Source organism: Gemmatimonadaceae bacterium (assembly GCA_016720905.1).
Lineage (GTDB): Bacteria > Gemmatimonadota > Gemmatimonadetes > Gemmatimonadales > Gemmatimonadaceae > Gemmatimonas.
This window is the reverse complement of record JADKJT010000029.1, coordinates 347,818-361,238: the sequence shown is the minus strand read 5'-3', so window position 1 is coordinate 361,238 and position 13,421 is coordinate 347,818. Positions and strand designations below refer to the sequence as shown.

At 64.2% G+C, this 13,421-nt stretch carries 9 protein-coding genes and 2 pseudogenes; 10 read left to right on the top strand and 1 reads right to left on the bottom strand.

The window, feature by feature from the left end; genetic code table 11:
• The first annotated feature begins 8 nt into the window (after positions 1–8).
• The gene (locus tag IPP90_18350) at positions 9–263 is read left to right on the top strand and encodes a twin-arginine translocase TatA/TatE family subunit (GenBank protein ID MBL0172627.1); all 255 of its coding nucleotides are present in this window, start codon (positions 9–11) and stop codon (positions 261–263) included.
• Between the two features lie 88 nt (positions 264–351).
• On the opposite strand, the gene IPP90_18345 is transcribed toward IPP90_18350, so the two are convergent.
• On the bottom strand, positions 352–2,190 hold the full coding sequence (locus IPP90_18345; GenBank protein MBL0172626.1) for a peptidylprolyl isomerase: 1,839 nt from the start codon (positions 2,188–2,190) through the stop codon (positions 352–354).
• Positions 2,191–2,477: 287 nt separating this feature from the next.
• Here IPP90_18345 and IPP90_18340 point away from each other — a divergent pair, with 287 nt between their 5' ends.
• The 9 genes and pseudogenes from IPP90_18340 to IPP90_18300 all read left to right on the top strand — a co-directional run bounded on the left by IPP90_18340 (position 2,478) and on the right by IPP90_18300 (position 13,277).
• Positions 2,478–5,042 (top strand): tetratricopeptide repeat protein, encoded by a 2,565-nt coding sequence (locus IPP90_18340; GenBank protein ID MBL0172625.1) that lies wholly within the window; start codon positions 2,478–2,480, stop codon positions 5,040–5,042.
• On the top strand, positions 5,039–5,485 hold the full coding sequence (gene aroQ, locus IPP90_18335; protein ID MBL0172624.1) for a type II 3-dehydroquinate dehydratase: 447 nt from the start codon (positions 5,039–5,041) through the stop codon (positions 5,483–5,485). Before IPP90_18340 ends, aroQ begins: the two co-directional genes overlap by 4 nt.
• A complete protein-coding gene (locus IPP90_18330; protein ID MBL0172623.1) occupies positions 5,482–6,570 on the top strand; it encodes an aminopeptidase P family protein in 1,089 nt (362 codons plus the stop codon). The genes aroQ and IPP90_18330 overlap by 4 nt, the downstream gene beginning before the upstream one ends.
• A 78-nt stretch (positions 6,571–6,648) precedes the next feature.
• The gene (gene accB, locus IPP90_18325) at positions 6,649–7,143 is read left to right on the top strand and encodes an acetyl-CoA carboxylase biotin carboxyl carrier protein (protein MBL0172622.1); all 495 of its coding nucleotides are present in this window, start codon (positions 6,649–6,651) and stop codon (positions 7,141–7,143) included.
• 90 nt (positions 7,144–7,233) lie between these two features.
• Positions 7,234–8,304 (top strand): annotated as a pseudogene (locus IPP90_18320) (PilT/PilU family type 4a pilus ATPase).
• 27 nt (positions 8,305–8,331) lie between these two features.
• A complete protein-coding gene (accC, locus tag IPP90_18315; protein ID MBL0172621.1) occupies positions 8,332–9,693 on the top strand; it encodes an acetyl-CoA carboxylase biotin carboxylase subunit in 1,362 nt (453 codons plus the stop codon).
• A complete protein-coding gene (locus IPP90_18310; GenBank protein MBL0172620.1) occupies positions 9,690–10,433 on the top strand; it encodes a 2-phosphosulfolactate phosphatase in 744 nt (247 codons plus the stop codon). The genes accC and IPP90_18310 overlap by 4 nt, the downstream gene beginning before the upstream one ends.
• A 6-nt stretch (positions 10,434–10,439) precedes the next feature.
• Positions 10,440–12,791, top strand: coding sequence for a hypothetical protein (locus tag IPP90_18305; protein MBL0172619.1), 2,352 nt, complete (start codon positions 10,440–10,442; stop codon positions 12,789–12,791).
• A 129-nt stretch (positions 12,792–12,920) separates the two neighbouring features.
• A pseudogene (locus IPP90_18300) lies at positions 12,921–13,277 on the top strand (carboxypeptidase-like regulatory domain-containing protein).
• The last annotated feature ends 144 nt before the right edge of the window (positions 13,278–13,421 follow it).

Here is a 13,421-nt window from a genome sequence, read left to right as displayed (position 1 = left end):
GAGCCCTCATGAATTTCGGCAACTTTGGTTTCGGCGAGATCCTGATCATCCTGGTGATCGTGCTGCTGCTCTTCGGAGCCAAGCGCATCCCGGAAATTGCGGGCTCGCTCGGGAAAGGCATCAACGAGTTCAAGCGCAACATCAGCGATGCGCAGAAACAGATTACCGAGCCGCCGCCGCGGAATGATCGCGTGTCGCAGGGGACACCGATGGAATCCGCGCAGGACGAAGAGCGTCCTGAGCCGAAGCGTCTGATCAGCTGAGCCGTCTGCTCGGCCTCGCGCCAGTCTCCGAAAAAGGCCCTGCGATCGTGATGATCGCAGGGCCTTTTTCATGTGGTGCGGTCCGCGACTACACGCCTGCCGATTGCTTGCGGAGCTGCGCGTTGACCTTCGCGCGGTGATCCTGAATCTTCACGCTTTCCCGCAAGCTGTTGAGATACTCCTCCACACGCTGTTGGCGAAGCGACTGGGTGAGCTGGCTGCGCTGCGTGCTCTTCTGCGTTTCAAAGGCCGTCTTCACCGACTCGGCGCGGCGATTGACCCGAATGACGGCCATGCCATCGGCCGCCGCGACGGGGCCGCCACTCTGCCCGACCGGAATCGTGAATGAGGCGCCGATCGCCTGATTGAACTGGCCCAGCCCCGGCACAGGATCGATTCGCGTGAAGGCCTGCGTGGTCTCCACCGTGAGCTGCTTGGCGGTGGCAGCCCCTTCCAGCGTGGAGGCCTTGGCCGCGTTCATGAGTTCCACGCCCAACGGGCGCAGCTTCTCGATGCGCTTGTCACGCGTCAGCCGACGAAGGATGTCGTCGCGGACTTCACTGAGCGGTTGCGCACCGCCCACGACGAGAGAGTCGAGACGAGCGACGTAGTAGGCCTCCGGCGAGTCGAAGAGGTCGCTGGACTCACCAACGGCCGCCCCGGAGAACGCCCACGCGCTCACGCTGGGCACCACGCGACCCGCGAAGTTCAGTGGCTCCCGTTCAATGGCCACGATGGAGGTCGGCGTCAGGCCGAGCGCCTTGGTGGCCTCGTCAAACTTCTTCGGATCTTGCTGGTTGGCCGCTTTGCTGGCCAGCGAATCGGCACGCCGATCGGTGCGCGTCGCGCTCGAGTCGCTCTGACCGATGTTGATCAGGATATGACGCGCATCGAGGGTGTCCCCCTTGTGCGATTCGACCTTGATCAGGTGCCAGCCGAACGGGGTCAGCACCGGCTGCGACAGTTCACCCGGCTTGAGCGCATACGCCGCGTCTTCGAACTTGGGCGTCATGCGACCCTTCCAGATCTTGCCGAGCGAACCGCCGTTGGCACCTGATACGGAGTCATTGGACTCGCGTTTCGCCACGTCCTCGAACGCCACCCCACCGGCGATTTCGGCACGGATCTTCTCGATGCGCGACTTGGCGTCGGCGGAATCGGCGGCGGTGACACTCCGCGGAACGCTCACGAGCGAGACCACGGCACGACCTGGCCGGTCAAAACGCTTGCGATTCCGTTCGTAGAATTGCCCGATTTCAGCGTCTGTGACAGTGACGGCCGAGTCGGTGAGGGACTCCGGGCGCAGCAATATGTAACTCACCTGTGCCGTGTCGTGACGGTCCTTGTAGATCTGCCAGAGGCGTTCGTCGGACACATACACGTCCGCCGCGATCTGATCAAAGAGCTTCTGCTTCGGGATCTCGGTACGGTAGTATGACTCGAGGCCGACCAGCATTCCCGACTGCCGGGCCACCGACGATGCGAGCAGCCGCTGGTACTTCTTGATGTCGAATTGACCGTCGGTTTGCAGGTCCGGTGACTGCATGGCCTGCGGCGGCGGTGCGACTCGTGCCGCTTCGAGGATTTCTTCGTCTGTTACTGTGATGCCGCGTCGCTTGAACTCCTGCTGGAGCAGCACCTCGTTCACCAGTTCGTCGTACGCGCGGTCTTCCAGCGTCCGGCGTTCATCGAGCGTGATGCCGCGACCGAGACGCTGCTGCTCCTGTTGTTCCAGGCTGGACACGGCGTTCTGCCACGATGTCAGCAGGACTTCCTGGCCGTTCACCGTCGCGACAGCAGTGGACGTCGTCACGGGCGACCGGCCAGACAGGCCAGACGTCTCATACAGCAAGAAACTGCCGACAAACGCCAGGACGAGGAACCACCAGATGTATTTCGCGACGCTCCGCATCGATTGCAGCACCACGGGGCGGGACTCCTTGGGTCGAAAGAACGGGGGAATACCAGATGACTAAGCCCAACGCCGATCGGCCGGACGGCCGCGGCGGGCCAGCCCGAACCACACGACCGTTTCGAGCGTCGCTGTACGGGAGAGCCTGAAAAAGTAGCCGCCGAGAAGTGCTAAAAGCAAGAGACGCCACAACTTCTGCACCGACGTCACGATTGACTTACCCGAACGACGACGACTAACTTGGCGCGCCATGGTGGCCGCGTCGCGTCGCGCCGGGATCACCCCTTGAGGGGACTGGACGGATGAGCACAGCTGCCCGGATCGACGAGCTCCGGAAAAAGTTCGAAGAGAACCCACGACGCTATTTCGCGCCGCTGGCCAACGAGTACCGGAAAGCCGGCGACCTGTCGCAGGCGATCGCGTTGTGCCGCGAGCATTTGCCAAAGCAGCCCGGGCACATGAGCGGGTTTATTGTCTTTGGTCAGGCGCTCTACGAATCCGGCGAACTCGAGGAGGCACGCACTGTCTTCGAGCAGGCCATCGATCTCGATCCCGAAAATCTCATAGCGCTGCGACATCTGGGTGACATCGCCCAAGCGATGGGCGATGAATCCAGCGCTCGGCGGTGGTGGGGACGCGTCCTGGACGCCGATCCTCGCAACGACGACATCGCGGCGCAATTGGCGACGTTGACGACCGAAAAGCCCCAGTCGTCGAATCCTGCGGTGCCGAGTTTCGACAATCTCTCGCGAATGACCGAGACGCCGACGGTGCCGATGACCCCGATTGGATTCGGCGTGGCGCCGACGCCCGATTCGGTCATGCGGGCTATCGATATGGACGCCGTCAGTGCACGCCTTCGGCAGCGCACCCCGATAGATCTCGATGCCGTAGACGCCACGACCTCCAGTACCAGCGCGAGTGAAGCGCTCGGCGTCGCCGAGGCTCCTGACGCGGAGGAACTGGTGGCGGAAGTCGTCGGGGCCGTCGCCGAGCCTGCGCCCGACGCATTCGGTTTCCCGGAAGACGCCGGGGCGCACAAAGCTCCGGCGTACGAGGACGAAGAGGATTTCGGCGACGTCGTGATCGATGCCAGCGACGAGTCATTCGAGGAAGGACTTATTGCCGTGGAATGGCCCGACACATCGGAGCTGGTTGCCCGGGTGTTGACGCCGCGAGCCCTGACACCGCGTGAGGCGACCCCGATTGCCTCGCCGACCATCGATGACACGGTTTCGGCATTTGGGCGTGAGCCCAGCGATCCGGCGCCGGTGAATGCGGAACGCCCAGAGCTGGTCGCGATGGTTGACGATTTCGATTCGGTACCGGACGTTCAGGTCGAGGTGACGGGCACCGCGGATGAAGCAGTGGTCGCTAGTGCGGCCGACGAGGCCGACGAGGGTGCCGAGGTGGACGAGGCCTGGCACATGCAGTCGGCCGGTGAAACCGCTGGTGATGCCGATGCGGAACTGCCGCACATTGATTCGGTGGTCCCGTCCGGGACGGTCATGGAAGGCGCGTTCGACGCGTTCCTTGAAACAGCCGTTGAATCCAACGTCGAAGAGGGATTCGCCGACGCGCCGGAGTTGCCATGGCTGGCCATGGCTGAAGAGGACCCGACCTCACCAACGGACACCGAACCCGCGGAGCCGGGGCTTGAAGCGATCGCTGAAGCGTTTGCCGGCGATGCGCGTGCGGCCGGCGACGAGGGGCCGATGACGGTGGCTGCGCGGGAGGACTCCCCCTCGTTCGGCGAGTCAGAGTCGTTTGCTGACGTGGCCATGGAATTGGTTGCCGAATCGATGTCGAACGCCGACGCACCGGATGGTGCACCGCCTGCGTCGTTCGTGGACACGTCGGTCGCCGAAGATGGTGACGCCGCCGACGACCAGCGGGAGTCGGGGACGCCGGCATTTGTCACCGAGACGATGGGTGAACTCCTTGTTTCGCAGGGATTCGTCGCGCGCGCGATCGACGTCTATGAGGAACTGGTGCGGAGGCGTCCGTACGATCCCGTGCTGGCCTCACGACTGGATGAACTGCGGGCGATGATGGCGTCGTCGGCTGACGCGGCGCCCGCAGGGGCATTCTCCACAGCGAGCACGATCGACGAAGAGTTTGCGGCGGAACTCGAGGCGACGTTCTCGGGTGAAGACGAGGGGCATTCACCGCAGCCGGCAACTGATCTCACGTACTCGGCGGCCCCGTTGCCGACGCCGGTCCATGGAACCCCCGCGTACGGGACCCCCGCGTACGGGACCCCCGCCTACGGGACTCCCGCATTCGCAACCCCTCTCGTGACACCACGCATGACGCCCTACGCGCAGCCAGCGGTGGCGGAGGATTTCCTGCCGCGGCGTTCGGCGCGGGAGTGGTTTGCTGCGATCGCCGCCCGTCGGGTGCCGCGTCGAACCCCTCCGCAGTCAGCGGCCGCCATTGACAGTTCGCCGGAAGGACTCGCGTCATTGTTCGGGAACGAGACCTCGGCGCAGGACGACGAAGCGGCTCAGGCGCTTGCTGATGCCTTTGCGCCGGTATCCGCGCATGAGCTCGAGTCCGGCGCCGCGCTGGACTTTGAATTCGCGCGGACAACGCCATCGTTTTCTCCAACCGTTGACGCGTCCTCATCACTGCGATCGCCGTCCATTACGCCTGTGATCGGACAATCTGCGTTCACGTCGCACGGGGGATCGACCAGCACGCCGTCGAGTGGGAGCAACGCGGGTTTCTCCTTCGACCGGTTCTTCCCGGATCCGGCGACACGTCGGCCAACGCCGTCGACCAGTGCTCCGGTCACCCCTGAGGCCCCAGTGACCGATGATTTGGCGCAGTTTTCCGCCTGGCTCAAGGGGCTTGGCAATTCGTGAAGATCGGCCTGCTGAACGGACCGAACCTCAACCTGTTGGGGACACGTGAGCCCGCGATCTACGGCACCACGACCCTCGCGGACATCGAGGCGCAGCTCGGGCGGGTTGCGTCGTCGATGGGGGTGACACTGGTGACCGCGCAGGCCAACGGTGAAGGGGAACTGATCGATATCCTGCATGCCTGGCGGGGCAGCGTCGACGGGGTGGTAGTCAACGCCGGAGCGTATACCCATACCAGTCTCGCCCTGCGCGACGCGTTCGCGGCCACGTCGCTGCCCTTTGTGGAGATCCACCTCTCGAACATCTACGCGCGGGAGCCTGAACGTCGGCACTCCATGCTGGCCTCCTCAGCCATCGGGCTGATCTCGGGGCTGGGGGCTGAGGGGTACGAATTTGCGTTGCGTGGTCTGGTGCGCGCGCTTCGGGCCACCGCCGGAGCGTGACGGACTTTCGGCCCGCGCGACTGGGGGGGGGGCGAGAGGCACTGGCGCGTGCCGATCTCGATGCGCTGCTGGTCTCGTCACTGCCCAACGTGCGCTATCTCTCCGGATTTTCCGGCAGCAATGCGCTGTTGTTGGTGACCGCCCGCGAATGTCTGCTGTTCACCGACTTCCGGTACGCCACGCAGGTGGCGGATGAGGTGTCGGACGCCGTGACCGTCCGTATCGAACCATCCAGCCTGTGGACCGGCCTTTGGGCGGCCTTGGGGGCACAGACGGGTGTGGAGCGTGTCGGCTTCGAGTCCGCGCATCTGTGGCATCGGGACTTTCAGCGCCTGCTTGAGAGCGGAGCACGCTGGCAGTGGCGGCCAACCACCGATCATGTGGAGATGCTGCGCGAACGAAAGGATCCGGGTGAGATCGCGTGCATCGCGCGCGCCATTGGAATCGCGCAGCGGGCACTGGCGGCAACCGTTCCGATGATCCGACCGGGGCTGAGCGAGACCCAGGTCGCCGGATTGCTGGAGCATCATTTGCGCGACGAGGGGAGCGAGGATTTCCCATTTTCGTCGATTGTGGCCAGCGGCCCCAGATCGGCACTGCCGCACGCCCGCGCAGGAACCAGGATGCTGCAGACAGGGGATTGGGTGTTGCTGGACTTCGGAGCGGTCAGGGGCGGCTACTGCTCGGATATCACCCGCACGGTGGTGCTCGGGCGGGCGTCCGATGAGCAGCGCGAGGTGTACGAGGTCGTTCGTGAGGCAAACGCGCGCGCTTCGGGCGCGCTTCGGGTTGGAATGAAGGGGATGGCTGCAGATGCGGTCGCGAGAGAGTACATTGACGCCTGCGGACTTGGTGAGGCGTTCGGTCACTCGCTCGGCCATGGCATTGGGCTTGAGGTTCACGAGGCACCGAGGTTGGCCAAGGCCGCAGACGCTCCGCTGTCATCGGGAGCGGTTGTGACAATCGAACCGGGCGTCTATAAGCCCGGGTGGGGCGGGGTGCGCATCGAGGACGACGTGCTGCTTACGGACGACGGCCCTCGGATACTCACCACGTTCCCGCGCGATCTGCATGAACTGATCTGACCTCGCCCGCTCTCGGGTTCGCGCGCGCCGCTCGGCTGCACGCGAATCTGCTCTGCTCCCTCTGCCCGAATCGCCATGATCGACCTGCGCTACGTGAAAAAGCTGATCGAGATGCTCGACGGCTCCACCGTGGATTCCATCGAGATCTCCTCTGACAAGGGGATGAAGCTCCGGATCTCCAAGAGCTCCCAGCAGCGCGCTGCGGCCGTCACGATGGTCGCCCCTCAACCGGTGGCGGCCGTGTCTGCCGTGTTGCCCGCGCCCGCCCCTGTGCGTCCAGCCGAGGAGGGAGTGGTGTCGGCGCCGAAGGCCGAGGCACCGAAGACCGCGCACCTCGAGATCAAGTCGCCGATGGTAGGGACGTATTATGGGGCGCCTGAGCCCGGTGCGAAGCCGTATGTGTCGGTCGGCGATCGCATCAGCAAGGGCCAGATCGTCTGTATCATCGAAGCGATGAAGATCATGAATGAGCTCGAGTCCGAGTATGCTGGCGTCGTGCGCGAGGTGAACGTCACCGATTCGCATCCCGTCGAGTACGGGCAAGTGCTCTACCGTATCGATCCAAACGGCTGAGATATGTAACTATGACGATGGTCTCTGGCGCCGCCGTTGGCGCCCCGGGCACCGCCCGCGGGCCTTGACCTGAAGGCAGCGCTGCAGAAGATGGTGCGGGAGGGCGCGTCGGACCTCCATTTGAAAGTGGGACGTGCGCCGACGCTGCGTCTGCACGGAGACCTGGTTCCGCTGGCCATGCCGGCGCTGCGCCCTGAGGAATTGCGGACGCTGGCCGAGCACTTGCTGCCGCCGGCGCAGTTGCGCGAATTCGTGGAAATGCGGGAGGCGGACTTCGCCATCAACGTCCCGGGCATTGGCCGGTTTCGCGTCAACGTGTATCAGCAGAAGGGGACGGTGGCGTTCGCGATGCGGTCGATTCTGCATGCGGCCGCGTCCATTCGCGAGCTGAACCTCCCGCCCATGCTTGAGCATATTGCCTTGCGGCCACGCGGATTGGTGCTGGTGACGGGCGTGACCGGTTCCGGCAAGAGCACCGCGCTGGCCGCCATGATCCAGCACATCAACGAGCGGCGTGCGTCGAACATCATCACGATCGAGGATCCGATCGAGTTCGTGCATCGTGACGTGCAGAGTCACATCAACCAGCGCGAGATCGGCACCGACACCGCCACCTTTTCGCAGGCGCTGCGACGGGTGCTCCGTCAGGATCCTGACGTCATCATGATTGGTGAAATCCGCGACCTCGAGACGCTCGACGTGGCGCTCAAGGCGGCCGGCACGGGGCACCTGGTGTTCTCCACGTTGCACACCACGGATGCCACGTTGACCATCAATCGCATCCTCTCGTTCTATCCGCCGCACCAGCAGAACGAAGTCCGATTCGCCCTGGCCAACGCGTTGTCGGCGGTGGTGTCCCTGCGACTCATCCCGCGCGCCGACGAGCCCGGGCGCGTTCCGGCGTGCGAAGTCCTGGTGAACACGGAAGCGGTGCGGGACCAGATTCGCGATCTGTCCGCGACACTGAACATTCCGGATCTGATCAAGGAAGGCAGCGTGGCGTACGGCATGCAGAGTTTTGACCAGTCGCTCATGGATTGGTTTTCACGCGGCGTGATTTCGTACGAGAGCGCGCAGTTCTTCGCGACGAACCCCGCCGAATTGGCACTCCGGGTGCAGGGCGTGAATGGGTCGAGCGATGCCAACTGGGATGGGTTCCGGGGCGAACGCGAGCGCGCAGTTCGCCTCATGTTCAAAAAGGTCCTGATCGCCAACCGCGGCGAAATCGCGCTTCGTGTCATTCGGGCGTGCCGCGAGCTTGATATCCAGACGGTGGCCGTGTACTCCGACGCCGACCGTGAGTCGTTGCACGTGCGCTTTGCCGATGACGACGTGTGCATCGGTCCCGCCCCCAGCAAGGAGTCTTACCTCAAGATTCCGCGGCTGATCGCGGCGGCCGAAATCACCGGCGCGGACGCCATCCATCCGGGTTACGGATTTCTCGCGGAGAACGCCGAGTTCGCGGAAACCTGCCGCGCGTCGGGTATCACCTTCATCGGCCCGACCCCCGAACAGATTCGCGTCATGGGCGACAAGGCGTCTGCGCGACGCGCCATGAGCGAGGTTGGGGTGCCCATCGTTCCCGGCACGCCAGGTCCGGTGGAAGATCCGGAAGAAGCGCTCGTGTTCGCGCGCGAGATCGGCTTCCCGGTGATCGTGAAGGCGGCGGCCGGCGGCGGCGGCAAGGGGATGCGTGTCTCACGCGATCCCGATGATTTCACGCGCTCATTTCAACTGGCGCGTTCCGAAGCGCTCTCCGCGTTCGGCAACGGCGATGTGTACGTCGAAAAGTTCCTCGAGCGGCCGCGCCACGTCGAGTTCCAGATCCTCGGCGACACGCACGGCAACGTGATTCACCTGGGCGAGCGCGACTGCTCGGTGCAGCGCCGCCACCAGAAGCTCATCGAGGAAGCGCCCTGCCCGGTGATGACGCCGGACCTCCGCGAGCGCATGGGCGAAGCGGCCGTGCGTGGCGCCAAGGCCATCGGTTATGTCGGCGCCGGCACCATCGAGATGCTGTTGGATGAAGATGGCTCGTTCTACTTCATGGAGATGAACACCCGCATTCAGGTGGAGCATCCGGTCACCGAGATGCTCACCGGTGTGGACCTGGTCAAGGAACAGATCCGGGTGGCCGCCGGTTTGCCGATGAGTGTCACGAGCACGCCGGCATTTCGCGGCCACGTCATCGAGTGCCGCGTGAACGCCGAGGATCCCGCGCGCAATTTTCAGCCGTCGCCGGGCCGCATCGACACGTTTCATCAGCCGGGTGGTCCCGGTGTGCGCATCGATACGCATGTGTACGCCGGGTATACCGTGCCGCCGTTCTATGATTCGATGATCGCCAAGTTGATTGTGCAAGGCAACACACGGGAGGAGGCGCTCAAGCGCATGCAGATTGCGCTGGAGAGCTTTGTCATCGAAGGTGTTCGCACCACGATTCCATTTCTGGCGCGCGTGATGCAGCATCCTGGATTCCAGGCGGGCCGGGTGCATACCAAGTGGCTGGAGTTCGAGGGTGCGGAACTCCTCAAGGAACCGACGTCGTGAAAATCGATGTGCTGCTCGGCGAGGCGCCCGTGGCGCCTGCTGACGTGGCGGATCGAGTGGTGGTCGTGATCGATGTGCTGCGCGCGGCGACGACGGCCGCCACCGCGCTGGCCAATGGGGCACGGATGTTGATCCCCTTCGAATCGGTTGAGGAAGCCGCGCAACGCGCGAAGACGATGGATCAGGAATCGGTGCGGCTTGGCGGGGAACGTCGCATGGTGCGCGTCCCCGGGTTCGACTTCGGAAACTCGCCGTTGGAATACACGGCGGACGTGGTCGCCGGTCGCACCATCGTGTTTACCACCACGAACGGCACATTGGCGTTAACGTCGACACATGGTGCCCGGGTGTGCTTCTTTGCCGGATTCGTGAACGCCCAGGCCTCGGTGACGGCGATGTGTCGTGCGTCGGGCGGCACGGTGGACATGACGATCGTCTGTGCGGGCACCGATCGGCATCTCGCATTGGAAGACGCCGTGTGTGCCGGTCGCCTGGTGCGAGGGGTGCTGGACGCATTCCCCGAGACGGAGTGCGGCGACGCGGCACGTCTGGTGGACGCGATCGCGCAATCGTATCACGAGGACATGGCCGCGCTCATTGCCGACTCGTCACATGCGCGCGCCCTGACGACGGCGGGATTCGATGCGGATGTGGCCTGTTGTTTCGCCATTGACTCCGTGCCGGTGGCGGTTCGGTATCACGATCGCCAATTGCAGTCGCTCCACGCCGGTTCGGCCTGAGCGGCGATGGACGCTCGACTGCTGCGCCGGGAATTCGCCGCGATTGGGCTGACACTGCTGTCCGTCTTCCTGTTTGGCGCCCTCGTGTTTCAGCGGGTGCCGGTCGGAATGGGATGTGTTGATGCCGTGGGGGCGTTCGGGCCTGCGGGCACCTGGGCACGCTGCGCGCTGGTGATGACGGTGGGGATTCCCGGCGCTGCGCTGGTGGCCGCAGGGTGTCTGGTGGTGGGACTGGCGTTGTTCGGCCGATTGCGACAGCAGGACGATCAGGCCGTCGAATGGGGACTCCTGTTTGCCGGTATTGTGGCCCTCGTTCCGGTGGCGATTGGTCTGGCCTTGGGAGGCGATCCGTCAACGTCCCCGGCAACCGGGCTGTGGGGCAGCTTCATTGCGCATTACCTGCGCAAAGGACTCGGTTCCGCCGGCGCCTGGATTGTCTTTGTGCTGGCCAGCAGCGCCTTGACGGTGCTGACATTGCGTTGGAATCCCATCCGCATGTTGGTGGGACCTAGTGCGCCGCGTCGTGAGAAGACGGTGGCCGAGCCTGTGTTGGCGGCTGGCAAGGGCGGGCACCAAACGCTGGCCGAGCGCCTGGCACCCGAGCCGGAGGAGTTGCCGGCGATCGATCCACGGCACCTGCGTGATGTGCTTGGCCAGGGAGTTCGCCCGTCTTCGGACTCTTCGTTCGCACCGCCCAAGGAACCGGCCGATCGGAAGCGGTCCAAGGGCAAGGGCGAGGGCAATCGCGAGCTGGCCCTGGATGGGGCACTGGACGGCGGCGTCGACGGTTCGACGTTCAGTGATGAACTGCCCCCGACGGACCTGTTGGCTGCCGCGCCGTCGCGAAATCCCGACGCTGGGCGACGAGAGCTGGACCTCGCTGGCGACAAGCTCATGGCGACGCTGCGCACGTTCAAGGTTGAAGGAGAACTGGTGGGTCGAACCACCGGACCCACCGTGACGCAATTCGAAATTGAGCCGGCCGCGGGTGTGAAGGTGCGTCAGATCGCGGCCTTGGCGGACGATCTCGCCCTAGCGCTCCGCGCACCAAGCATTCGTATTGTCGCGCCGATTCCTGGTCGCGGCGCGGTCGGTGTGGAAGTCCCGAACCCGTCGCCTGAAATGGTGGTGCTGCGCGAGGTCCTCGAATCGCCGGAGTTCAAGCAGGCGCGCGCGGCCCTCCCCATCGCACTCGGAAAGGACCTCGAGGGGCGACCCGTTGTGGCCGACCTGGCAAAGATGCCGCACCTGCTGATTGCCGGTGCCACCGGCTCGGGCAAATCGGTCTGCGTCAACACGATCATTACCAGCCTCGCCTATCGACACACGCCCAAGACGCTGCGTTTCCTGATGGTCGATCCAAAGATGGTGGAATTGAGTGTCTACAACACGCTGCCGCATTTGCGTCACAAGGTGATCACCGACAACCGTGACGCCGCCACGGTGTTGAAGTGGGCAGTGATGGAAATGCAGGACCGCTATCGATTGTTGGAAGCGAACGCCTGCCGCAACCTGCAGGAGTTCAACAAGCGCGTCCAGCAGCACGCGGCCGGCGAGGGGCCGGGATTGCACCGTCCGAAGGCACCCGATGTGGCGTTTGAAGATCGGACGTATTCCGGTGGCACTCTGCCGTACATCGTGGTGGTGATCGATGAAATGGCCGACCTCATGATGACGGTGCAGGGCGAGGTGGAGACGCCGATCGCGATGCTGGCCCAGAAGGCGCGAGCCATCGGCATTCACCTCATTCTCGCCACGCAGCGTCCCAGCGTGAACGTGATTACCGGCCTGATCAAGGCGAACTTCCCTTGTCGGATCGCCTTCCGGGTGGCGTCCCAGATTGACAGTCGCACCATCATCGATGGGTCGGGTGCCGAATCCTTGCTGGGGAACGGTGACATGCTGTTCATCCCGCCGGGAAAATCCGAAGCGGCGCGATTGCAGGGGGCCTTTCTGTCGAGTGAAGACACGGAGCGACTGCTGCATTGGTATGGCAGCGCGGCGGCGCGGCGCGATTCCGGACAAGAAGGGGCGACGATTGGTGTAGTGGAGCCCGACATTCTGGAAACCGTCCGGGCGCTGGAAGCCAAGGCTGCCGGGAACGATGATGACGGCAGTGATGACGCGGGAGGAGAGCGCGACGCGCGCTTCCGCGAAGCGGCGGAAGTGGTTATCCAGCACCGTCAGGGTTCGACCTCCCTGCTGCAGCGTCGCCTGAAGGTCGGGTACGGTCGGGCCGCGCGCATCATCGACCAGCTGGAAGAGGCGGGCGTCCTTTCGCCGTCCGAGGGCGGCGCTCGACCCCGCGAAGTGCTGGTGGGAATGCAGGATCTCGACCGCATCTGCGGCAACAATTGACCGACCTGACGTATTGACGTCTTCAGGTGCTCCGGCCAACATAGAGGCATCCCCACCATTTCGGCCTGCTTGCACTCCGTGAGCCACCGGATAGCGCGACGTACCTCTTCCACCCTCCCGAGGTATCAGATGTCCCCGATACGGGTCAGACGATTGCTTAATACCGCATCTCTCGCGCTCGCCGCGCTTCTGTTGCCTGGCGCGCCATTGGCTGCACAGACCGGAACCATCACGGGCAAGGTCACCGACGCCGCGTCGGGCGCTCCTATCGAAAACGCCGAGGTGCGCGCCATTGGTGCCCAAACTTACGGCGCGATTTCGGGCGCGGACGGCACGTACCGCTTGGTCAACCTGCCCGACGGGTCCTACACGATCGTTGCCCGGCGGTTGGGGTTCGAACCCAAGACCATCACGGGCGCTCGGCCGGGCACGACAATCAACATCGGGATGAATGCGCGCGCCGCCCAGTTGAATGAAACGGTGGTGACGGCGAATCGCAGTGCCCGCCCTGAAAAGGCACTCGATGCACCGGCGCAAATTTCGGTGGTGACGTCGGAGAAGATTGAAGAGCGGCCGGCTGTGACCGTGGCCGATCATCTGCGCGGCGTCCCCGGCATCGACATCAGCAAG